Source organism: Thermaerobacter nagasakiensis (assembly GCF_055396825.1).
Genome location: NZ_AP043740.1, coordinates 314,953 through 338,844 on the forward strand (window position 1 = coordinate 314,953; position 23,892 = coordinate 338,844).

The following is a 23,892-nucleotide window of genomic DNA, read 5'->3' on the forward strand; positions in this document are numbered from 1 at the left end:
AGGGGCGCCGGGGCGCCGAGGGGCGTGGGGGCGCCCCGTGCCCCGCCGCACCGGCTCTGGCAGGCGCAGGTTGTGCACCGGGAAGAGGCTTCGCCGCAGGCCCTTCCGGCCCCTACCGGGCCGCTAGAAACCCCCCGGCCCCTGGCCGGCCGGCCCCGCGGGGCGCAGCCGGGCAAAGGGGACGGCCCCGCGGGGGCCGGGTTCGTCCCACTCCAGCCGGAATGCCCCGGCCGCCCGGCGGAAGAACTCTGCCACCGCGGAGCCCAGGCCCTGCCCGCCACCGGCTCCTGGCAGCCCCGTCACCCCACCCGGCAGGCCGGGCCGGCCGTCCAGCGGCACGCCCGGTTCCTCGCCCTCGTCCCCCGCGTCCAGCCGGATCAGGATCTCCAGGCCGGCGTCCAGGGAGGTGATCCAGGGCAGCACCGCGGCCGCCGCCAGCAGGCCGGCTGGCGAGGTGATGGCGCGGGCCGGTCGCCCGGTGGCCCGTACGGCCCCCCAGGCGGCCGGGATGGCGTAACCGGGCTGGCCCAGGCGCACCGGCACCAGCAGCGACCGGGGCCCGGGGACCGGCAGCAGGTTCGCCTCGGCCACGCTCAGGGCGCCGGGTTCGGCCGCCGTCAGGCGGGGTTCCAGGCCGGCCAGCCAGCCGGCCATGGCCTGCGCCACCGCCGGGGGTGCGGCGGCCAGGTCGTCCTTGAGCCGGGCCACCGCCCGGCGGCGCTGCTCGGGCCCCGTGGCGCCCAGGTACACCTCGGGCCCGCCCGGCCGGGCTTGCTCCGCTTCGACCCGCCGGGCCAGGGCAGCCAGCACGGGGGCGGCATCGCCCGGCAGGGCCAGCCAGACGGGCGTGTTACGGCCGAGCCGCTCGGCATCCCGGTCGATGTGCACCACCCGCCCCTTCAGCTGCAGGTCGCCGTGCTCGGCCGGGGACAGGGTGGTGCCCACCACCAGCAGCACGTCGGCCTCCTCCAGCCAGCGCCGGGCAGGGGCGGCACCCAGTCCCTCGACGGCCAGGGGGTGTTCCGCCGGGAGCAGCCCCCGGCCGGCCAGGGTCAGGAAGACGGGCGCACCCAGGGTTTCGGCCAGCCGCCGCAGGCTTTCGGCAGCCCCTGCAGCGCCGCCCCCGGCGATGATGGCCGGCTGCCGGCCCCGCACCAGGGCTGCCGCCACCTGGTCGATCCAGCGGCGGTCGACGAAGGTCCCGGGCCCGGCCGTGCCGTCCCGCCGCCCTCCGGGTCCGGCCGGGTCACCGTACGTACCGTCCGCACCAGTCTGGCCGGCCCGGCCACCGGCCGGATCGCCCCCACCGTCGCCCGGGCCGGACAGGCCGGCAAGAAGGCCCCCGGCCAGACCCGCGGCCGGGTCCCCGGCCGGTTCCTCCCCAACGGCGGGGCCCGGGGCGCCGGCCCACCGCCGGGCGGCAGCCGGTCCTGAAGCGGTCCCCGACGGGGGGACGGCGGTCAGGCGCGGCAAGGCCTCGACGGCCAGCTCGATGAGCAGCGGGCGGGGGCGGCGCCGGGCAAGGTCGGTGAAGGCGGCCTCCAGCACCAGGTCCAGGTCCTCCGGCCGGTCCACCCGGGTGTTCCAGCCGGTGACCGGCTCGGTGAGGCGCAGGGTGTCAGGCAGGGCACCCGCCCGCTCCCGGCCGGCCTCCAGGTCAGCGGCGGTGCCGCCCCGGACCAGCACCACCAGGGGGACGGAATCGGCGTCGGCCACGGCCAGGGCCGGGAGCATCCCGTTCAGTTCCGCGCCCGACCCGGCCACCAGCACCGCCGGCCGCCCCGTGGCTCGGGCGGCACCGTCGGCGGCGGCGGCCGCCAGGGGGGCGGGCAGGGGCTCCCCGGCCGTCACCACCAGAGCCGGCGCATAGGGGCGCAGGCGGCTGATGAGCCCTTGTTCCCAGAAGCGGTCCATGGTCCTCACTTCCTCACGTTTCCGAATTGGCGAGCGGGGGCGCTCGGGGCCCACGGTTGGCGGAACCGGCCCCGGCGGCACCCTGCGGGTCCCGGCTCACCCCTGGCCCGGCATCCCGCCGGGCGGGCAGGGAGCCCGTCCCTCAGGCGGGATCGCCACCACCGCCGGTGGCCGTTTCCCCGGCATCGCCACCGGGCGGGCCGGTGTCCGGTGTGGGAAGGCGGTGGAAGGCCCGGTAAACGGTGCGGGCCGCCGCCCGGTTCATCCCCGGTACGGCCGCCAGCTCGTCCTCGCTTGCCCGGGCGATGGCCTCCAGGGAGCCGAAGGCCTCCAGCAGCGCCTTCCTCCGCCGGGGCCCGATGCCCGGCAGTTCCTCCAGCACCGAGTGCAACCCGGCCCGCTGGCGCAGCTGCCGGTGGTAGCTCAAGGCGAAGCGGTGGGCCTCGTCCCGGATCCGCTGCAGCAGGTGCAGCGCGGGGGAGTCCCGCGGGATCACGATGGGATCCGGCCGGTCCGGAGCGTAAACCAGCTCGAACCGCTTGGCCAGGGCGAAGACGGGAATGTCCACCAGCCCCAGGCGGTCCAGGACCTCCTGGGCGGCCGACAGCTGCCCCTTGCCCCCGTCGATCAGGATCAGGTCCGGCAGGTCGGCAAAGCCCCGCAGCTCCGCGGCGCCGGGATCGCCGGCGGGAGTCCGGCCGGCTCCGCCGACGGCGGTCCCGGAGAGACCCGCCCCGGCCCGGTCGGCCCCGGCCTGTCCCGCCCCTGCCTCACCCGCGCCGGCCTGGCCGGGCGCAAGCGGCGGTGCCGTGGGGGTCTCCCCGGCCGGGGCCCCGGAGGCCGGCATGTCGCCTTCCCCGGCGCCGGCCGTGGAGGGCACGTCGCCTTCCACGGGCACCCCCTGCGCCTCCAGGCCGCGTCGCAGGCGGCGGTAGAGCACCTCCTGCATGCTGGCGAAGTCGTTGGGCGCTTCCACCGTGCGGATGCGGAAGCGGCGGTACTCGGCCTTGGCCGGCTCGCCGCGGATCATCACCACCATGGAGCCGACCGGCTGGGCACCCTGGAAGTTGGAGATGTCGTAGCACTCGATGCGCCGCGGCGGCTCGTCCAGGTCCAGGTAGCGGGCCAGCTCCTCCAGGGCCCGCCGGGCCCGGTCCTGGCGCACCTGGTCGTCCGTCTCCGCCTGGGCCAGCAGCAGGCGGGCGTTGTGCTCGGCCAGTTCGACCCACCGGCGCTTCGTGCCCCGCTGGGGCCGGTGCAGGCGCACCTGAACGCCCCGGCGCTGGCTGAGCCACCGGCCGATGACCTCCGCCTCGCCCGGGGGCAGCTCGGCGGGCAGCAGGATCTCCCGCGGAACGAAGGTCGCCCGCCCGTAGTACTGGGTCAGGAACGCCGCCAGCAGCTCCCCGTCGTCCAGGCCGTCGACGCCCGTCATGGACAGCTGCTCGCGACCGATGATCCGTCCTTCCCGCACGAAGAAGACCTGGGCGTGGGCCCGGTCGCCCTGGCGGGCGATGCCGATGGCATCCTCCTCCGCCCGGCGGGGGCTGGCCACCTGCTGCTGCTCCAGGACCTGGTGCAGGGCCCGCAGCTGGTCACGCAGCTCGGCGGCCCGCTCGAACTCCCAGCGGGCGGCGGCGGACTGCATCTCCGCCTCCACCCGTTCCAGGACCTCCCGCGACCGGCCCTCCAGGAAGGCGATGAGGTCGCGGATCATGGCGTCGTACCGGTCCCGGTCGCACAGGGCGGCACACGGAGCCAGGCAGCGGCCGATGTAGTAGTGCAGGCAAGGCCGGCCGCCCCGCCGCAGCCGGTGATCGGAACAGCTGCGGTAGGGGAAGACCCGGCGGATCAGCCGCAGGGCTTCCTGCAGCGACGCGGAGTGGGTGTAGGGCCCGAAGTAGCGGGCGCCGTCGTCCTGCACCTGCCGTGCGATGCTGACCCGGGGCCAGTCCTCATGGACGTGGACCTTCAGGTAGGGGTAGGTCTTGTCGTCCCGCAGCCGGACGTTGTACCGCGGGCGGTAGCGCTTGATCAGCGTGTTCTCGAGAACCAGGGCCTCGACCTCGTTGCGGGTCACGATGAACTCCAGGGCGGCCGCCCGCTCCACCATCCGCTGGATGCGGGCCGGCAGGTGGCGGGAGGACTGGAAGTACGACCGGACCCGCTGGCGCAGGGAGCGCGCCTTGCCCACATAGAGCACCTGGCCCTGGGCGTCCTTGAAAAGGTAGACGCCGGGCTGTTCGGGCAGGTCGGCAGCCCGCTGGCGAAGGGCCCCTCCGGGTACCCCCGTCCCGGCGGGGGGATCCGGGGGGAGAGCGGGTCCCAGGTCCCCGGGGGGAACGGGCGAGCCGGAGGGATCCGGTCCGGCCGCGGGACCGCGCCGGCCGGCAGTCCCCAACCCGCCTGCGGGGCCGCGCTCGCCTGCGGGCTCGAGCTGGCTTGTAGGCGCCGCCCCAACCCCAGGCGGGGGCGGGGCTGGGGTTTGGGGATCGCCGCGCCGTCGCCCGTTCGGCACCATCCCGCCTCCTTTCACCCGGTAGGGCCCACCTCCCGGCGGGCTTCTCACGCCGCAGATTTGATCATAGCACGATCCGGAGCCCTTGACCGAACACCCATTCCCTCCTACAATGTCTGGTAGGGAACACGTGTTCGCAACCGATCCAGGTTGCCGGGGAGGTGGTGGTCTCGTGCGTCCCCGCACCCGCCGCATCCAGTACCGCTGGCTGCCCTGTAAGAGCCTGATCAACCGCGTCTCGGGAATGCCCTTCCAGTGGAGCATCAACCCCTACCGCGGGTGCACCCACGGCTGCGTGTACTGCTATGCCCGGGCCACCCATCCCTATCTGGGGCTCGACGGCGGCCTGGACTTCGAATCGGTGATCTTCGTGAAGCAGGGTGCGGTGGAAGCCCTGCGCCGGGACCTGGCCCGGCCGGGATGGAACCGGGAGCTGGTGGCCATCGGCACCGCCACCGACCCTTACCAGCCCATCGAGGGGAAGTACCGGCTAATGCGCGGCATCCTGCAGGCCTTGATCGACGCCGAGACCCCCTTCTCCATCACCACCAAGAGCACCCTGGTCCTGCGCGACCTGGACCTGCTGGTCGAGGCCAGCCGCCGGGCCGGCTGCACGGTGAACATCTCCATCCCGACGGTCGATCCCGGCCTGTGGCGCCAGCTCGAGCCCGGCACCCCCCACCCTGCCCAGCGGCTGCGGGTCCTGGAACGGCTGCGGGCCGCTGGTATCCGGGCTGGTGTCTTCCTGGCCCCCATCCTGCCCGGCATCACCGACGACCGGCTCCACCTGGACGCCGTGGTGAAAGCGGCCGCGCAGCACGGGGCGGCCTTCCTGTGGCCAGGGGTCATGCACCTGGGGCCCGGCGTGCGGGAGTGGGTCTTCCCGGCCCTGGCCCGCCTGCGGCCCGATTTGATGCCCATGTACCGCGCCCTCTATCGGGGGAGGGAGGCGGCACCGTTCTACCGGGAAAGCGTGCTCCGGCGGGTCGAAGAGTTGAAAACCCGGTGGGGTCTGGCCGGACCGCGACCGGAGCGGGCACAGCGGGCGACCCCGCCGGCTGGGACCTCCCCTTCCGCTGGCGGCGACGCCAGCCGGGCGGCTGCTCCGTCCAGGCCCCCTGCCCCGGTCGCCACGGTGCCCGTCGCCGCCATGGCGGGCGTGACGGCCATGTTCCCGATGCTCCCGCCGGCGAACCGGCCGGCAGGGCCCAGGCCTGCCGGCCGCCAGCCCGCCGCCGCCCCGCTCCCCGCCGCCGGCGGCGCATTCGAACAGCCTGCCCGCGCCGCCACCCGCGACAGGAACCCGGCCGGCGCATCGGGCCGTGCCCCTGTGGCCGGTCGCCGGGGCCTCCCCGGGCACGGGACCCGGCGTTCCCGCGGGGTTCCCGGCCAGATCGCCCTGCCGTTGACCGGCGTTTGAAGCCGGCCTGCAGCGCCGGTCCCCCGCAGGATGAAGGGGAAATAAACGACCGGCTTGGCGACCATACCGTCCATCGAGAAAGAAGGAAACCGGCGGCGCTGCCGTCGAAGATGGGCCGGTGGCGCTCAAGGATCCGGTTGGTGCGTGCACCCGGGCGCGGCGCCGGGCACTCGGATGCGGGTCATCTCGGGCGGCGGAGGGATGGTCGTTGGCAACGGAACCGCCCAAGCAGCCGGCCTCACCCCCGGCGGGACCGCCGGGGCCTGCGGGACCGGCCTGGTCCACCCTGGTGGGGCTCCTCAACATCCTCGCCGGCGCGGGTGTGCTCTGGCTCGTCTGGTGGGTGCTTTCCCACTTTGGGCGCACCCTGACCCTGCTCGGGCTGGCGGGGGTGCTGGCGTTTTTGCTAGAACCGGCCGTCAGCTTCCTGGAGCGCGGCATGCGCAGCCGGGCCCTGGCCGCCCTGTTGCTCTACCTGGCGTTTGTGGCGCTCCTGGCCCTGGGCGTGGTCTACCTGGCCGGCCCTATCAAGGAGCAGGCCCAGGAGCTGTTCTGGTCCGTGCCGCGCTACCGGCAGCAGGTGGCGGAAGCGGTTCCCGTCCTGCAGAAGTACATGGAACTCCTGCGGGAATTCCTGGCACGCTACGGGGTCAGCGTGGAGCCCCAGGATCTCGCCGGCCAGTTCCTGCAGCGGGTAGCCGGCAGCACCAACCGCATCCTGGCCGGCCTGACCGCCGTTGTGACCGGTATCGGCACCACCCTGGCCAACGCCGTGCTGGTCCTGGTGATCTCCATCTACCTGGTGGTCGACGGTTCCGGGCTCAACCGGCAGATGCTAGGTTACCTGCCCGCCCGGTACCGCCGGCCCGTCCGCCGCGCCCAGGCGGTGGCCTTGCGCGTCTTCGGCGGCTACCTGCGGGGCCAGCTGCTGCTGGGTCTGATCATCGGCGTGGTGGTCGGCATCGGTCTCAGCCTTCTGGGCATTCCTTACCCGGCCCTGCTGGGCGTCATCGCGGGGGTCATGGAGCTGCTGCCCATCGTGGGCGCCGTCCTAGGGGCCATCCCCGCCATCCTGGTGGCCCTGTTCCAGCCGTGGCCCGCCGTTCTCTACGTGACCCTGTTCTTCATCGTGGTCCAGCAAGTGGAGGGCAACCTGCTGGTGCCCCGCATCACGGGCCAGGCCGTGGGGCTCCACCCCCTGGCCACCTTGCTGGCCCTGCTGGCCGGATACGAGGTGGCCGGGATCCTGGGGGCGATCCTGGCCGTGCCCGTGGCCGCCGTCGCCCAGGCGCTGCTGCGGGAGTTCAACCCCCCCGACCCGGACCCCGGCGAGCCCGGCGCTGGGGACAACCGGCGCCGGCCGCGCCGCCCCAGCCGGGCACCCCGCCCCGTGGGGGCGCAACCTCCGGACCCGTCCGGGAACGGTGACCGCAACCCCGGCGGGGAGCCGCACGGCCCGGCCGGTGCTGGGCCGTCCGGGCCCCTGCCCCCGGAACGCCGCGAGCAGGAACCGGCCCGCGAGGGGCAAGACCCGCCGCCCCCCGCCCGCGGCCCGCGGGTCGTCATCACCCGCCGGCCCGCCTGAGGGCGGCCGGTTTATCGCCCTGCCGCCTGAGCCACCGCGCCACCGTCCCGCGAGGCCGGGCGATCCCCGGCGGCCAGGCCGTCCGCGGCGACCATCCCCTCCGCCGGGACCGCCCCGGGCAGCTGGCCGCCCGTGCCCGACCGGCGAGCCTGGCGCTCCAGATGCTGGCGCAGGAACCGGCCCGTGTAGGAGGCGGGTTCGGCCATGATGGCCTCGGGCGGCCCCTCGGCCACCACCCGGCCGCCGCCGTCGCCCCCCTCGGGCCCCAGGTCGATGACCCAGTCGGCCACCTTGACCACGTCCAGGTTGTGCTCGATGACGATCACCGTGTCCCCGGCGTCCACCAGCCGCTGCAGCACGTCCACCAGCCGGTGAATGTCGGCGAAGTGCAGCCCCGTGGTCGGCTCGTCCAGGATATAGACCGTCCCGCCGTCGGACCGGCGGGAGAGCTCGGTGGCCAGCTTGACCCGCTGGGCTTCCCCGCCGGACAGCTCCGTGGCCGGCTGGCCCAGCCGGATGTACCCCAGCCCCACGTCGTACAAGGTTTGCAGCTTCCGCTGCACCCGGGGCACCGCGGCAAAGAACTCCAGCGCCTCTTCCACCGTCATGTCCAGCACGTCGGCGATGGACTTGCCCTTGTACTTGATCTCCAGGGTCTCGCGGTTGTATCGCTTGCCCTTGCACACCTCACACGGCACGTAGACGTCGGGTAGGAAGTGCATCTCGATCTTGATGATGCCGTCGCCCTTGCAGGCCTCGCAGCGGCCGCCCCGCACGTTGAAGCTGAACCGTCCCTTGGTGTAACCCCGCATCCGGGCCTCGGGGGTGGCCGCGAAGAGCTCGCGGATGAAGTCGAAGACGCCGGTGTAGGTGGCGGGGTTCGACCGCGGCGTCCGCCCGATGGGCGACTGGTCTACGTTGACCACCTTGCGGACGTGTTCCAGGCCCTCGATGCCCTCGTGCTCGCCGGGCCGCGTCCTGGTGCCGTAGACGTGCTGGGCCAGGCGCCGGTAGAGGATGTCGTTGGCCAGGGTCGACTTGCCGCTGCCCGACACGCCCGTTACACACACCAGCAGGTTGAGGGGGAAGCGCACGTCGATGCCCTTGAGGTTGTGCTCCCGCGCCCCCTTCACCACCAGCCACCGGCCGTTGGGCTGCCGCCGCCGTTCCGGCACCGGAATGGACCGCCGGCCCGAGAGGTACTGGCCCGTCACCGACTCGGGGCAGCGGATCACATCCTGAAGGGTACCGGCCACCACCACCCGGCCGCCGTGCTCGCCGGCGCCCGGTCCGATGTCGACGATGAAGTCGGCGGCTTCCATCATGTCCTGGTCGTGCTCCACTACCACCAGGGTGTTGCCCAGGTCCCGGAGGCGCTGCAGCGTGGCGATCAGCCGCGCGTTGTCCCGCTGGTGCAGGCCGATGCTGGGTTCGTCCAGGATGTAGAGCACGCCCACCAGGCCCGATCCGATCTGGGTGGCCAGGCGGATGCGCTGGGCCTCGCCGCCCGACAGGGTGCCGGCCGGGCGGTCCAGGGTGAGGTAATCCAGCCCCACGTCGGCCAGGAAGTGGAGCCGCGCCCGGATCTCCTTGATGACCTCCCGGGCGATCACCGCCTCCCGCTCCGTCAGCCGCAGCTGGTCCAGGAAGCCCAGCAGCTGGCGCACGGACATGGCCGTCACCTGGGCGATGTTCTTGCCTCCCACGGTGACCGCCAGGGATTCAGGCCGCAGGCGGGCCCCACGGCAGGCCGGGCAGGGGTGGGCGCTCATGTACTGCTCGATCTCTTCCCGCTGGAAGTCGGTGGTGGCTTCCCGGTAGCGCCGCTCCAGGTTGGCCACCACGCCGTCGAACTGGACGTACCGGTCCCGCACCCGCCCGTACCGGTTCTCGTAGCGGAAGCGGATGGGCTCCGGCGTGCCGTAGAGCAGCACCCGGATGAACTCCTCCCCCGCCTCCTCCAGCGGCGCCTCCCAGTCGACCCCGAAGTGGCGCGCCACCGCCATCAGCAGCTGCGGGTAGTAGTTGGAGGTTCCCCGGCTCCAGGGCACCACCGCGCCGTCGGCCAGGGACTTGCGGCGGTCGGGGATCACCAGCTCGGGGTCGATCTCCAGCCGGCTGCCCAGCCCGGAGCACTCCGGGCAAGCCCCGTACGGGCTGTTGAAGGAGAACATGCGGGGGCTGAGCTCTTCCAGGCTGGTGCCGCACTCGGGGCAGGCAAAGCGCTGGCTGAAGAGCATGGCCTCCCCGTCCAGCACGTCGATCAGCACCAGCCCGTCGGCCAGCCCCAGGGCCGTCTCGATGGAGTCGGCCAGCCGGGACCGGGCCCCCGGCCGCACCACGATGCGGTCGACCACCACCTCAATGGTGTGTTTCTTGTTCTTCTCCAGCTTGAAACCCGGCGGCAGCTCGGCCAGCTCCCGCACCTGGCCGTCCACCCGCACCCGGACGAACCCGGCCCGCCGGGCCTCGTCGAAGACCTTCTCGTGCTCGCCCTTCCGCCCCCGGACCAGGGGCGCCAGGACCTGCACCCGGGTGCCTTCGGGCAGCTCCAGCACCCGGTCCACCATCTGCTCCACCGTCTGCTGGCTGATGGGCCGGCCGCAGTGGGGGCAATGGGGATGCCCCACCCGGGCGAAGAGCAGCCGCAGGTAGTCGTAGATCTCCGTCACCGTGCCCACGGTGGAGCGGGGGTTGCGGGTGGTGGTCTTCTGGTCGATGGAGATGGCCGGCGACAGCCCCTCGATCATGTCCACGTCCGGCTTGTCCATCTGGCCCAGGAACTGGCGGGCGTAGGCGGACAGCGATTCCACGTACCGCCGCTGGCCCTCGGCATAGAGGGTGTCGAAGGCCAGCGAGCTCTTGCCGCTGCCGCTGAGGCCGGTGAGGACGATCAGCTTGTCCCGGGGCAGCTCCAGGTCGATGTTCTTCAGGTTGTGCTGCCGCGCCCCGCGGATGACGATCCGGTCCTGTGCCATGCTCTCACCTGCCGGCGCGCCCGGCCCGGCCCCGGCGCCGGGCGGCGGGGGATGGGCCGCCCCCAGCGCCGGCGGTGGCCGCCGCCCGCAGGGTGTCCCGGCCGACCGGCTGGCCCAAGCGGCGCGCCTCCAGCTCCAGAATCATGTCGCGCAGGAGGGCCGCCCGCTCGAACTCCAGATCCCGCGCCGCCTCTTCCATCTCCTTGCGCAGCTTCTTGACGATCTCGGGAATCTGGTGGCGGGGCAGGTCGGAGAGTCGCTTCCCCGCCAGGTACTCCGGCGGCCGCTCCGCGGCATGGGTCGCCTCGATCACGTCCCGTACCGCCTTGCGCACCGTCTGGGGCGTGATCCCGTGCCGGCGGTTGTATTCCTCCTGGATCTTGCGCCGCCGGTAGGTCTCCTCGATGGCCTGGCGCATGGAATCGGTGATGGTGTCGGCGTACATGATGACCTTGCCTTCCACGTTGCGCGCCGCCCGCCCGATGGTCTGGATCAGGGCGGTGGTCGACCGCAGGTACCCTTCCTTGTCCGCGTCCAGGATGGCCACCAGGGAGACCTCGGGCAGGTCAAGCCCTTCCCGCAGCAGGTTGATGCCCACCAGCACGTCGAACACGCCCAGGCGCAGGTCGCGGATGATCTCCATCCGCTCCAGGGTGTCGACCTCCGAATGGAGGTAGCGGACCTTGACGCCCATCTCCCGCAAGTAGTCCGTCAGGTCTTCGGCCATGCGCTTGGTCAGGGTGGTCACCAGCACCCGGTGGCCGCGTTCCACCCGCTGGCGGATCTCCCCCAGCAGGTCCTCGATCTGCCCCCGGGTGGGACGCACCTCGATCTCGGGATCCAGCAGGCCCGTGGGCCGGACGATCTGCTCCACGATCACGTCGGAGTGCTCCCGCTCGAAGGGCCCCGGCGTGGCCGAGACGAAGAGCACCTGCCCGACCTTCTCCCAGAACTCCTCGAACTTGAGCGGCCGGTTGTCCCGGGCGGACGGCAACCGGAAGCCGTACTCGATCAGCGAGTCCTTGCGGGACATCTCCCCCTCGTACATGGCCCGCAGCTGGGGAATGGTCACGTGGGATTCGTCGATGATGCACAGAAAGGGCCGGGGGAAGTAGTCCAGCAGGGTATAGGGCTGCTCGCCGGGCGCCCGCCCGGTCAGGTGGCGCGAGTAGTTCTCGATGCCGCTGCAGTAGCCCACCTCGCGCAGCATCTCCAGGTCGTACCGGGTGCGCTGCTCCAGGCGCTGGGCCTCCAGCAGCTTGTCCCGGGCCCGCAGCTCCGCCAGCCGCTGCTCCAGCTCCCGCTCGATGGACTCGATGGCCCGCTTGAGCTTCCACTCGTGGGTCACGTAGTGGCTGGCCGGGTAGATGGCCACGTGGTCCCGGTAGGCCAGCACCTCTCCCGTCAGGGCGTCGATCTCCGTCAGCCGGTCGATCTCGTCGCCGAAGAGCTCCACCCGGATGGCCCGCTCGGCCATGGACGCCGGGAAGATCTCGATCACGTCGCCCCGCACCCGGAAGGTGCCCCGCTGGAAGTCCACGTCGTTGCGCGCGTACTGGATGTCCACCAGCTTGCGCAGGATCTGTTCCCGCGGCATCTCGTTGCCCACCCGCAGCGACAGCACCAGGTCCCGGTAGTCTTCCGGCGCGCCCAGGCCGTAGATGCAGGAGACGCTGGCCACCACGATGACGTCCTTGCGCTCGAACAGGCTGCTGGTGGCCGAGTGGCGCAGCTTGTCGATCTCGTCGTTGATGAGCGCATCCTTCTCGATGTAGGTGTCCGTCTGGGGCACGTAGGCCTCGGGCTGGTAGTAGTCGTAGTAACTGACGAAGTACTCCACCGCGTTATGGGGGAAGAACTGCTTGAACTCCGCGGCCAGCTGGCCCGCCAGGGTCTTGTTGTGGGCGATGACCAGGGTGGGGAGCTGCAGTTGCTCGATGACCCACGCCATGGTGGCCGTCTTCCCCGTGCCCGTGGCACCCAGCAGGGTGACCACCTGCGCCCCCTCCCGGAAGGCACGGCTGATGGCCTCGATGGCCTTGGGCTGATCCCCCCGGGGCTCGAATTCGGCCACCACCTTGAACGCAGGCATGCTTCCGCCTCCCCATCCCTGCTGCTGGCACGGGAGCCCTGTCCCCGGACACCGAGGCCCGGGCACGGGGCCCGCCGGATCACAGGGCCCCTGCAGCCGCCGCAGTGGGCCAGCCGGTGCGCCTTCCAGTGTACCCCTGTTGTCAAGCGCCAAACAAGTGTTTGCCGCGACTCAGGTCGATCAGCGGCGACACCGCGTCCCCTGGCGGAGGAACCAGCAGCGCCCCGAAGGGTGCCCCGGGGTCGAAACGCTTCAGCCGCCGGGTCAGGCGCCGGTTGCCCCGCTGGATCTCCAGCTCCAGGTCGACGACCCGCGGCGGCCCCTCCCACAGGTCCATGGACACGGCCCGCAGATCGCTCTCCCGGCGCACGGGCCGCCCGTTCGCCGTGAGGATCACGTCGCCCGCTTGCAGGCCCAGCGCCGATGCCGGCGACCGCGGCCAGACCCAGAGCACCCGGGCCCCCTGGGCGGGCGGGCCAAAGAGGGGGCGCCCCCACCGCTCGCGGGCAATTCCCAGCTGGATCATTCCCTCGTGCAGGAGCGGCGACGCCAGGACGGCCGGCCACAGCCACCGGGGATCCCGTTCCGCCAGGGCCGCCATGGCCATCAGGGCGGCGCTGTACAGGACCATCACCAGGGCCGTCTGCCGGGAGCGGGAGCCCGGGGTGGCCGTCAGGGCCAGGTCGGAGTAGCCAAGGCCCGCGACCAGGGGCAGCGCGACCACGATCCAGCCCGCAGCGTTCAACCGCGCAGGATCGGCGGGTCCGACCAGCGGCCACCAGGAGGGCATCTCGATGCCACCGCCCGGCGCCGTCAGGTTGACCAGCACCAGGATGGCCGCCGGCACCGGCCAGAACCGCTGCAGGAGGAACCCGCCCACCACCTCGCCGCGACCGTTGCGCGCCAGGACCGGCGTGGCCCCCTCGGCCCCGTCGATGTACACCAGCACGGCCTCGGCCAGGTGCAACGCCCCCACCAGGGCCACCAGCCCCGGCACATGGACCTGGGGCCACCCCAACAGCAGGTGGCTGGCCCCGATCAGCCCGGTGGCGTAGGCAAAGCAAAGGAAGCGCGGCCGGATGAGCGCCAGCCCCAGCGCCACGGGCCACAGCGGGGTGACGTCCCGCGGCTCGAGCACCACGCCGGCCGCCGTGATCACCAGCCCCCCGATGAACCCGCCCAGCAAGCCCGCCGCGACGGCCGTCAGCACCCGGTGCCACAACGGCACCAGCGACCGGCCGTAGAGCCGGGCTTCCATCTGCCCGATGCGGGCGTACTGAAAGGCCACCAGCCCCAGGACCAGGAGGAAGAGGGGCGCCGTGCCCGGGTTGAGCAGGGCCGCCGGCAGGGTGTCGGCGGCCAGCAGCCGGGCCAGCTCCCCAAGCGGCAATCCCCAGAGCTCGAGAGACCCCTTCATGCGCCGCCGGCGACCATCTGCTCAACCCGCTGGTAGGCTGCCCGGAGCTGCGGGTCGCGGCGCAGGTCGCCCATCCCCTCCAGGTTTTCCAGGTCGAAGGGCACGTGCACGTCGGGCTCGATCCCCTTGCCCATGACGATGGGTCGTTCCTTCGGTGTCAGGTAACGGGCCACGGTCAGCTTGACGCCCGCCCCCGCCTCCTCCTGCCGGCCCAGGCCGGCGCGGCCTTTGCCGTCCAACGGCCACACCGTCTGCACGGTGCCTTTGCCGAAGGTGTGCTCGCCCACCAGCACCCCGACGCCGTAATCCTGGATGGCACCCGCCAGGATCTCCGAGGCACTGGCGCTCCCCTGGTTGACCAGGACCGCCAGCGGCAGGCCCAGGGCCGCGGCGTCGGAAGAGTGCGTCTCCCGGCCGCGATGGCGGTACTCGATGTGGACGATGGGCCCCCGGGGCAGGAGCCGGTCCGCGATGCGCACCACCGCCTGGAGTTCGCCCCCGGGGTTGTTGCGCAGGTCCAGGATGAGGCCCTGCATGCCCTGCCGGCGCAGCTCGTCCAGCGCTGCATCGAAGTCGTCGGGGGTATCGGGCAGGAACTGGGTCAGGTGGATGTAGCCGATCTTCCCGTCCAGCATGTGGGCCTGCACCGACGGCACGTCGATGTTGCGGCGCGTCAGGACGAACTTCAGCGGCTTGTCATAGCCCTCCCGCAGCACCTCCAGGGTGACCTGGGTTCCCTCGGGGCCGCGGATGCGCCGGGCCACCGCCTCCACGCTCTCCCCGGTGACGTCCTGCCCGTCGACGCTGATGATCACGTCCCCCGGTCGCAGGCCCACGGGATCGTCCGGCCCCGCCCCTTCGAAGGGCGTGGTGGCCCCCGGCGAGCCTTCGAAGGGGGTCTGGACGACCACGCCCCCATCCTTCCCCTCCGACACCACCACGCCGATCCCGCTGTAGTGGCCCGACACGTCGATCTGGAACTCGCGAAACTCCTGCGGATCGAAATAGGCGGAGAAGGGATCCCCCGTGGCCTCGACCACCCCCCGGGTGGCGCCTTCCAGCAGCTGGTCCACAGGCAGCGGGTCGACGTACTGGTTCCTCACCAGTTGAAACACGGTGAGGAACCGGTCGAAGTTGGGCGAGCGCACCAGCTCGTCCAGCAGCTGCTGCTTTTCGGCATCGGTGAGGGCCACGCTCTGGGGGAAAAGGCGGAGCCAGAAGCCTTCCACCCGGTCGGAGACGGCCAGGGTCACCACCGCCGTCAGGACGACCAGGACCAGCGCGCCGGCCAGCGCCTGGCGCAAGGTCAAGACCGGGCGGTCCCCCTGCCGCCCGGCCGGTCCGGTGTCGAAGGAATGGCCGAAGGACGTCATGGTGGTTCCGATCCTCCCAGCCGGTGCGAGGCTCGTGCCTCCACCAGCCTATGCCCCCGGCCGTTCCGCCCCCACTGTCGAGGGCCGGAGAGCGAAGCCCCCGGATGCGTACCCGAAGGCCTCGCCGGCAGGGCCAGGGCCGGCGGGGTCACGCCAGCAGGGCCATCTCGATTCACTCAGTTCAGGATAGCACATCGCCCGACGGCCCCACCGGCAGGCCCGGGCCGGGGCCGGCAACCGGCTGGTGCGGGACAGCGGGTCCGGGGGCGGCTCCGGGGCGGCGGGGCCGGGGTGGGAGGGCTGGGGTGGCGGGGCGGTTGCCGGGCCAGGGGCACCCGGCGCGGGGGCCGGTCCCGGGTGCAGCAGCGGCGGCGCTGGAGCCGCCCGCCGGTCGAACCGGCGGGCGCCGTGGCCGGCCCCGGCAGTTCCCCGGGTTCGCAGCCGGTGAGGGTACAGGTCCGGCCCCCCTCAAGGACAAGCGGGCCGGGTTCCCGCGGAAGAACCCAGCGATGAACCCGGCTCCGGCTTCCCGGCCCTGCTCGCTCCTACCCGGCGGCTTGCAGGCCCCGGCGTCCCCGCCGGCAGCGTGGCGCCCGCCGCCGCCGCACACCGGTGCCACCGTACCGCACCGTCCGCGCAGGCCCACCCGTCCATGCCGCGACATCAACGCAGGTACGGCATGGGGTTGACGGGCTGGCCGTTGACCCGGACCTCAAAATGGAGGTGGGTTCCGGTGGACGCACCCGTGGTGCCCATCAGCCCGATGACCTGCCCCCGCCGCACCACCTGGCCCGGCTCCACGTAGCGGCGGCTCAGATGGCCGTACAGGGTGGAGTACGTCTCGTCGTGGGCGATGATGATGGTGTTGCCGTAACCCGACATGTAGCGCGAGGCCACCACGATGCCGTCGTCGGCCGCCACGATCTCATCCCAGGTGCTGGGATTCGGGTCCGGCGGCCCCTGGCCGTCGATGTCAATCCCCGTGTGGGGCCGCACCGTCCCGTAGATGGGATGGCGGCGGGCCGGGTTGAACCCGGAGGTGATGGTGTACTCGCCGGGAACCGGCCACAGGAAGCGGCCCCCGCTCCGGGGCGCCCGGTTGCGGTTGAGCGCCTCCAGCTGGCGCTTCAGATCCGCCTGCAGGTTCTTCAGCAGCCTCTCCACTTCCTTGGAGTCGGCCTCCAGGGCCTCCAGGTGCTCTTCCATGCGCCGCCGCTGTTCCGCCAGCCGGGCCAGCTCGTCCTTGTGGCTGGCAACGGTGGCGTTGAGCTGCTTTTGCTGCCGCTCAACCTCGGCCTTCAGCGCCACCAGCTTCTGGCGCTCGGCGTCCAGCTCCTTTTTCTCGGCCACCAGGCGCTCCCGCTCCGCCTGCACCTGGGCCATCACGTCCAGGTCGTGGCGCAGGATCTGGCTCAAGAGGTCGAGGCGGGTCAAGAAGTCGGAGAAACTGTTGGCCTCGAAGAGAACCTCCAGCACGCCCACGGTGCCGTTCTCTTGAATCGCCCGAATCCGCCGGGCCACGTAATCTTCCCGTTGCTCCAGCTGGCGGGTGGCCTCGTCGATCTCCTGCTGCTTCGCTTCCACCCGGGCCTCGGCCTCGCGCACCTTCTCCGTCAGCTCGGCCAGCTTCACCCGGGTTTCACGGATCTGGGCCTCCAGAATCCGCACCCGCTCGGCGATGGAGGCCTCGTCCTGCTTGAGCGCCTTCAGCTTGCGCTGGGCTTCCGCCTGGCGCTGCTCCAGCTGGCGCAGGGTCTCGTTGGCCTCGTTGATCTTCTGGCGCAGCTCGCTGATGGAGCTGGCCGCCCGTACCGGAGCCGGCGCCGGCCCGGCCACCCCGGACAGCACCCCCGCCGCCAGGGCGGCCGCCACCAGCACCGTGACGGCCCGCGTCCCCCGGCGCCGCACCGCCCTCCGGTTGCGACCCGGCCGGCCCGGAGCCTCCCCTGTCCTGGTCCGGACGGCGGTCCCGCCCCCAGCGTCACGGGCCGGGGACGACCCGGCGTTGGGAACCGGCAGCGGCCTTTCCGGCGCACCCCCGCCGGCCGGCGCCCCCTCGCCACGGCACCCGCCGCGGCACCCCTCGAGGGCGCCGGTCCCCGGCCGGCCGCTCTTCGCGCCCGCCCGCCCCAGGAGCTTGCGAACACCCCGGGGCTGCACGTTTCCGGCCCAGGGCTCGTCCTCCCCCCAGCGCGCAAACCACGGCCCTCGCCACCACGCCATGCGCAATGCCCTCCCCGGATGAACCCCGGCCGCGGCGAACCCGCGCGGCCGCCGGCCCGGGGTGCCCACCCCCGGAGCGGCCGCGCCCGTGGCCGGTTCGTCCCCTCTGAACAACGGACACAACGGACTCGACTTGCCGGACTCGCCGTGACAGGGCCGATGGACGCGGTCTAGGCCGGGCTGCCCGACCGGGCAACGCGCGCCGTCGCACCCGGCCCGGCCGTCGCCTCCGCCTGCGGCGGTCCCCTTACGGCCAGAGCCCTTCGGGCCCGGCCAAGACGTTGCCCCGGCTCAGACCCGCAGGTGCCGGCGCAGGGACAGGGAGCTGCCCAGGGCTCCCAGGAGGGCTCCGCCCAGCACCACCACCTGCGCCACCTGCGGCAGCAGCGGCTCCCGCGGGACCAGGGGGATGAAGGGCATCGCCCGGGTCACCTCGACCAGCAGCCGGTCATATCCCCACCAGGCCAGAGCGGCCGCCGCCCCTGCCCCGGCCAGCCCCAGCAGGATGCCTTCGATGATCAGGGGCCAGCGAATGAACCAGTCGGTGGCCCCGACCAGCTTCATGATCTGGATCTCCCGCCGGCGGGCGTACACCGTCAGCCGGATGGTGTTGGAGATGAGGAACAGGGTGGTGACCGCCAGCAAGCCCACCAGCACGGCGGAACCCGTCCGCACCGCGTCACCGACGCGGCGGATGCGGTCCGCCAGGTCGCGGCGGTACTTGACGTCTTCCACCCCGGCCGACTGCCGCAGCGCCGCGGCCACCTTCTCGCCATAGCGCGGATCCGCCAGGCGGACTTCGATGGAGTCGCGCAGCGGGTTCTCCTGCTCCACGCCCTCCAGCAGGTCGGCGCGGTCGCCGAACATCGCCTTCAGGTCCTGCAAGGCTTCTTCCCGGGTGACGAACCGGGTGCCGGCCACGCCCTCCATGCCGGCGATGCGCTGCTCCAGCGCCCGGCCCTCGGCGCGGCCGGTACCCGGCGCCAGGAAGGCTACCACCGCGACCTGCGACTCGACGTAGGCCGCCAGGTGGCGGACGTTGGCCGCCACCACCAGCAGCAGGCTCAGCACCACCAGGGAAACGAACACCGTGGATGCCGACGCAAAGCTCATGAACCCGTTGCGCCGGATCCCCGTCAACGCCTCGCGCAGGAAGTACCCGAGCGTCTCAAATCGCACGCTCGTACACCCCCTGGGTCTGATCGGCAATGACGCGGCCGGCTTCAACCCGCACCACACGCCGCTTGAGGGCGTTCACGATGTTGTGGGCGTGGGTCGCCACCACCACCGTGGTCCCGCGCCGGTTGATCTCCACCAGAAGCTCCATGATGCCCCACGCCGTCTCGGGGTCCAGGTTGCCCGTCGGCTCATCGGCCAGCAGGATCTTGGGGTGGTTGACCACAGCCCGGGCCACCGCCACCCGCTGCTGCTCGCCGCCCGACAGTTCCGACGGCAGGGCACCGGCCTTGTCCCGCAAGCCCACCAGCTCCAGGACCTCGGGCACCCGGCGCCGGATCTGGCGCTGGGTGTGCCCCGTGACGAACATGGCAAAGGCCACGTTTTCGTAGGCCGTCCGGTTGGGCAGCAGCTTGAAGTCCTGGAAGACCACGCCCATCTGCCGCCGCAGGTACGGCACGTCCCGGCGGCGCATCCGCCCCACGTTGAGGCCGTCCACCAGCACGATGCCCCGGGTGGGCACCTCTTCGCGATAGATCAGGCGAACCAGGGTCGACTTGCCCGCCCCCGAGGGCCCCACCAGAAACACGAACTCGCCGCGTTCGATGTGCAGGCTGACGTCCTGAAGCGCCGTGACGCCATTGGGGTAGACCTTGCTGACATTGATGAACTCGATCACGGGGGGTGCCACCTCTCGACAATTCCCGCGCCCGGCGTACTTCGACCTTACGGGGTCAAACCCTCCCCGCTGATGGGTGGAATTCGCCACCATGGCCGAAAATCGGTATCCCCGGCGTCCTGCGGAGACGCAAAAAGGGGAGGCCGGCGGTGGACCTCCCGTACAGTTATCGTATGACGCCGCCCGGAGTTGACCTCGGGCAGCGGCGCGCCTCCCGAGGCCGGCTCGCTTGTGGGAATGGACGGCCCGTGGACCGGCACCCCCGGGGGGCCGGGAGCCTGCTACTCGCCCTGACCCCGGGCGGCCGCCGCATCCCGGGCCTGGCCGGGCCCCTCCCCGCTGCGCGCCCCCAGTTTCCCGCTCCGCGCGGCCTCCCACTTCAGGTACGCGTTGATGAACACGTCCAGCTGGCCATCCATCACCGCCTGGACGTTGCCGACTTCCACCCCGGTGCGGTGGTCCTTGACCAGGGTGTAGGGCTGGAAAACGTAGGACCGGATCTGGTTGCCCCAGGCGATCTCGCCCACGTCACCCCGCAGGGCTGCGATCTCCTTCAGGCGCTGTTCCTCGTAGTAGCGGGCCAGGCGGGCCTTGAGGATCTTCATGGCCGTCTCCCGGTTGGAGTGCTGGGAGCGCTCGTTCTGGCACGTGGCCACGATCCCCGTAGGCAGGTGCACGATGCGCACCGCCGACTCGGTCTTGTTGACGTGCTGGCCCCCGTGACCCCCCGCCCGGAAGACGTCGATGCGCAGGTCCTCCGGCCGGATCTCGATCTCGGGGCTGTCCCCCAGATCGGGCAGGACGTCCACCGAAGCGAAGGAGGTATGGCGCCGCCCCGCGGCGTCGAAGGGCGAGATGCGCACCAGCCGGTGCACCCCGTGCTCGCTACGCAGGTAACCGTAGGCATTGGGCCCGCGGACGGCAAAGGTGACGCTCTTGATGCCCGCCTCCTCGCCCTCCAGCAGGTCCAGGACCTCCACCTGGTAGCCCCGGTCTTCCGCCCAGCGGGTATACATCCGCCAGAGCATCTGGGCCCAGTCCTGGGACTCGGTCCCGCCGGCACCGGGGTGCAGGGAGACGATGGCGTCGTACCCGTCGTACGGCCCCGTCAGCAGCAGCTCCAGCTCCAGCTGCCGCAGGCCCTCCTCCACTTGCGCGATGCCTTCTTCCAGCTCCGGGATGACCGAGACGTCGGCCTCCTCCGCTGCCAGTTCGGCCAGCACCTGCAGGTCCTCCAGCTGGCGGTCCAGGGCCTCGTAGCGCTCCACGGGCCCCTTGAGGACCTTCAACTGCCGGACCTGGTGCTGGGCCCGCTCCGGATCATCCCAGAAACCGGGTTCCGTCATGGCTTGCTCGATGCGCTCGATCTCCCGCCGCTTCCCGGCGAGGTCAAAGATCATCCCTCAATTCGTCAAGCCGCGGGCGCAGGGCCCGGATGCGGCGCAGCACCTCATCCCACATGCTCTCATCCTCCCCTGATGCCGTTGCACCTGCGATGCCGTTGCACCTGCCCCTGCAGGTCCCGCTCGCGCCGGCGGGCGCCGCCGGGGCCGGCCATCAGGCCGTCCGGCCACAACATTTCTTATACTTCTTCCCACTCCCGCAAGGGCAAGGGTCGTTTCGCCCCACCTTTTGCACCCGCACCGGCTCCCGCGGGCCCTGGGCCGGCGAGGCCGCCGCGCCCATGGGACCGGCACCGGCCCGGGCAGGGGCCAAGCCCTGACCGCCCTCGTGCTCTCCGCCGGCACCCGCCGCCAGGGCGAACACCGGCACCCGCCCGCTTTCCTCCCGGGCCCCCACGGCCACTCGCCGGCGCTGGAGCTCGGCCTGGCCCGGCCGGACCTCCATGTGCATCAGGATGCGGATCACGTCTTCCTTGATGCTTTCGATCATCTGCTGGAACATCTCGAAGGCTTCGAACTTGTACTCCAGCAGCGGGTCCCGCTGGCCGTAGGCCCGGAGGCCGATGCCGTCCCGCAAATCGTCCATGGCCGCCAGGTGGTCGACCCACTTCTGATCCACCACCCGGAGCAGCACGACCCGCTCCAGCTCGCGCATCAGTGCGCTGCCGATGGCCTTCTCCTTCTCCTCATAGATCCGGAGGAACGCGGCCTTGATCTCCTGGGCCAGCGCATCGCGGCCCAGGTCGGCCAATTCCTCCGCCTTGAGGGTGCCGGCGGGCAGATAGTTGCCCTCCAGGTACTCCACGAGCCCTTCCAGGTTCCACTCTTCGGGGTGGGCGTGCTCGTTGCAGTAGTTGTCCAGGGCATGCTGGATGATGTCGTCCATCATGCCCAGGATGTGCTCGTGCACGTCCTCGCCGCTCAGCACCTTCCGGCGTTCGGCGTAGATCACCTCGCGCTGCTTGTTCATCACGTCGTCGTACTCGAGCACCTGCTTGCGCAGGGTGAAGTTGCGATGCTCCACCTTGCGCTGGGCGTTCTCGATGGCGCGGGTGATCAGGGGATGCTCGATGGGCTCGTCTTCTTCCACACCCAGGCGGTCCATGATGCTCCGGATGCTGTCCGAGCCAAACAGCCGCATCAGGTCGTCTTCCAAGGAAAGGTAGAACCGGGACGAGCCGGGGTCTCCCTGGCGCCCGGCGCGGCCCCGCAGCTGGTTGTCGATGCGCCGGGACTCGTGCCGCTCGGTCCCGATGATGTGCAGGCCGCCGAGTTCGACCACCCGCTGATGCTCCGCTTCGGTCTCGCGCTTGGCCTCTTCCAGGAGGCGCAGGTAATCGCGGCGGGCCTCGGCCAGCTCCGGGTCGTCCGGGTCCAGCTGTCCGGAGACGGCGCTGATCACGTCGGGCTCATAGCCCAGCTTCCGCATGCGCTGGCGCGCCAGGAACTCGGGATTGCCGCCGAGCAGGATGTCGGTGCCGCGCCCGGCCATGTTGGTGGCGATGGTCACCGCGCCCACGCGGCCGGCCTGGGCGATGATCTCCGCTTCCCGCTCGTGGTACTTGGCGTTCAGCACCTGGTGCGGGATGCCGCGGCGCTTGAGCATCTCGCTGAGGCGCTCGGACTTTTCGATGGAGATGGTGCCGACCAGCACCGGCTGGCCGCGCCGGTGGCACTCCGCGATTTCCTCCACCACGGCCCGGAACTTGGCCGCCTCGGTCTTGTAGATCACGTCGGGCAGGTCCCGCCGGATCATGGGCTTGTTCGTCGGGATCACCACGACGTCCAGGCCGTAGATCTTGGAGAACTCCTCTTCCTCCGTAGCCGCCGTGCCGGTCATCCCGGCCAGCTTCTGGTACATGCGGAAGTAGTTCTGGAAGGTGATGGTGGCCAGGGTCTGGGACTCGCGCTCGATCTTGAGGTTCTCCTTGGCCTCGATGGCCTGGTGCAGCCCGTCGGAGTAGCGGCGGCCGAACATCAGGCGGCCGGTGAACTCGTCGACGATGATCACCTGGCCGTCCTTCACCACGTAGTCCACGTCGCGCCGCATCAGTTCCTTGGCCTTCAGGGCGTTGATCAGGTAGTGGGCGTAGTCCACGGGGTTGTCGGGCGCGTAGAGGTTCTCGACGCCCAGCATCTGCTCGACCCGGTGGACGCCCTCCTCCGTCGGTGCGACGGTGCGCGCCTTCTCGTCGACAGTGTAATCCCGGTCCCGTTCCAGCTTGCGGGCGATCTGGGCGAACTGGTAGTAGAGCTCGGTGGGCTTGTCGGCCATGCCGCTGATGATGAGCGGCGTGCGCGCCTCGTCGATCAGGATGCTATCCACCTCGTCGACGATGGCGTAATACAGCTCGCGCTGCACGATTTGGTCGGGGTACAGCGCCATGTTGTCCCGCAGGTAGTCGAAGCCGAACTCGTTGTTGGTGCCATAGGTGATGTCGGCCGCATAGGCCCGGCGGCGCTCGTCAAAGCTCAGCCCGTGGACGATGACACCCACCGTCAGGCCCAGGAAGCGGTAGATCCGGCCCATCCACTCGGCGTCGCGCCGCGCCAGGTAGTCGTTCACGGTGACGATGTGGACGCCGCGTCCCAGCAGGGCGTTCAGGTAGGCTGGCATGGTCGCCACCAGAGTCTTGCCTTCGCCGGTCTTCATCTCGGCGACCTTGCCTTCGTGGAGGACAATGCCGCCCATCAGCTGCACATCAAAGGGCCGCATTCCCAGCGTGCGCCGGGCCGCTTCCCGGACGACCGCAAAAGCCTCGGGCAAAAGATCGTCCAGCGTCTCCCCGGCGGCCAGGCGCTGGCGGAACTCGCCGGTCTTGCCGCGCAGCTCGGCGTCGGTGAGACGCACCATCTCCGGCTCGAGGACGTTGATCCGCTCGACCTCTCGCGACAGGCGCCGGATCTCCCGCTCGTTGTAGTTGAACAGGTTGCGCAAGAGCCCCAGCATGGCGTTCTCATCTCCTGAAGAAAAAACCGGCGTCTGGAGTCGCGCCGGCACGGTCGGTCGGCACCACGCCACCGCCCGCTGGTTGGACGCTCCACCCGCCGCTAGCTTCTCACGCCGCGGAATCCGGCCCGCGTCCACCTCAGCGGGCCCAAACACCTGAGCCG

13 protein-coding genes are annotated in these 23,892 nt (G+C 71.5%); 2 read left to right on the top strand and 11 right to left on the bottom strand.

The features are described from left to right. Positions 1-123 precede the first annotated feature (123 nt). Both ACZ5T9_RS01325 and uvrC read right to left on the bottom strand, forming a co-directional pair. On the bottom strand, positions 124-1,914 hold the full coding sequence (locus ACZ5T9_RS01325) for a thiamine pyrophosphate-binding protein (protein ID WP_464833529.1): 1,791 nt from the start codon (positions 1,912-1,914) through the stop codon (positions 124-126). A gap of 142 nt (positions 1,915-2,056) precedes the next feature. Beyond that, a complete protein-coding gene (gene uvrC / locus ACZ5T9_RS01330) occupies positions 2,057-4,315 on the bottom strand; it encodes an excinuclease ABC subunit UvrC (RefSeq protein WP_464833530.1) in 2,259 nt (752 codons plus the stop codon). Positions 4,316-4,604: 289 nt separating this feature from the next. On the opposite strand from uvrC, the gene ACZ5T9_RS01335 reads away from it, so the two are divergent. After that, positions 4,605-5,852 (top strand): radical SAM protein, encoded by a 1,248-nt coding sequence (locus ACZ5T9_RS01335; protein ID WP_464833532.1) that lies wholly within the window; start codon positions 4,605-4,607, stop codon positions 5,850-5,852. Positions 5,853-6,060: 208 nt separating this feature from the next. Continuing rightward, positions 6,061-7,437: an AI-2E family transporter gene (locus ACZ5T9_RS01340; RefSeq protein ID WP_464833534.1), complete on the top strand. Its 1,377-nt coding sequence runs from the start codon at positions 6,061-6,063 to the stop codon at positions 7,435-7,437. Between the two features lie 11 nt (positions 7,438-7,448). On the opposite strand, the gene uvrA is transcribed toward ACZ5T9_RS01340, so the two are convergent. From uvrA to secA, 9 genes are all read right to left on the bottom strand, one after another. Continuing rightward, positions 7,449-10,415: an excinuclease ABC subunit UvrA gene (gene uvrA, locus ACZ5T9_RS01345; protein ID WP_464833535.1), complete on the bottom strand. Its 2,967-nt coding sequence runs from the start codon at positions 10,413-10,415 to the stop codon at positions 7,449-7,451. Between the two features lie 4 nt (positions 10,416-10,419). After that, positions 10,420-12,507 (bottom strand): excinuclease ABC subunit UvrB, encoded by a 2,088-nt coding sequence (gene uvrB, locus ACZ5T9_RS01350; RefSeq protein WP_464833537.1) that lies wholly within the window; start codon positions 12,505-12,507, stop codon positions 10,420-10,422. Positions 12,508-12,649: 142 nt separating this feature from the next. Continuing rightward, on the bottom strand, positions 12,650-13,924 hold the full coding sequence (locus ACZ5T9_RS01355; protein WP_464833538.1) for a PDZ domain-containing protein: 1,275 nt from the start codon (positions 13,922-13,924) through the stop codon (positions 12,650-12,652). After that, positions 13,921-15,297, bottom strand: coding sequence for a S41 family peptidase (locus ACZ5T9_RS01360; protein WP_464833539.1), 1,377 nt, complete (start codon positions 15,295-15,297; stop codon positions 13,921-13,923). The genes ACZ5T9_RS01355 and ACZ5T9_RS01360 overlap by 4 nt, the downstream gene beginning before the upstream one ends. Before the next feature lie 663 nt (positions 15,298-15,960). Continuing rightward, positions 15,961-17,520: a murein hydrolase activator EnvC family protein gene (locus tag ACZ5T9_RS01365; protein ID WP_464833541.1), complete on the bottom strand. Its 1,560-nt coding sequence runs from the start codon at positions 17,518-17,520 to the stop codon at positions 15,961-15,963. A gap of 291 nt (positions 17,521-17,811) precedes the next feature. After that, the gene (gene ftsX / locus ACZ5T9_RS01370) at positions 17,812-18,699 is read right to left on the bottom strand and encodes a permease-like cell division protein FtsX (RefSeq protein WP_464833542.1); all 888 of its coding nucleotides are present in this window, start codon (positions 18,697-18,699) and stop codon (positions 17,812-17,814) included. Further along, a complete protein-coding gene (gene ftsE, locus ACZ5T9_RS01375; protein WP_006904648.1) occupies positions 18,689-19,375 on the bottom strand; it encodes a cell division ATP-binding protein FtsE in 687 nt (228 codons plus the stop codon). Before ftsE ends, ftsX begins: the two co-directional genes overlap by 11 nt. A gap of 281 nt (positions 19,376-19,656) precedes the next feature. After that, a protein-coding gene (gene prfB, locus ACZ5T9_RS01380) for a peptide chain release factor 2 (RefSeq protein WP_156821787.1) occupies positions 19,657-20,836 on the bottom strand; the annotation gives its coding sequence in 2 pieces (ribosomal slippage) (positions 19,657-20,766 and positions 20,768-20,836; 1,179 coding nt in all). Positions 20,837-20,932: 96 nt separating this feature from the next. Beyond that, positions 20,933-23,728, bottom strand: a complete 2,796-nt coding sequence (secA, locus tag ACZ5T9_RS01385) for a preprotein translocase subunit SecA (RefSeq protein ID WP_464833543.1) — start codon at positions 23,726-23,728, stop codon at positions 20,933-20,935. Between the last annotated feature and the right edge of the window lie 164 nt (positions 23,729-23,892).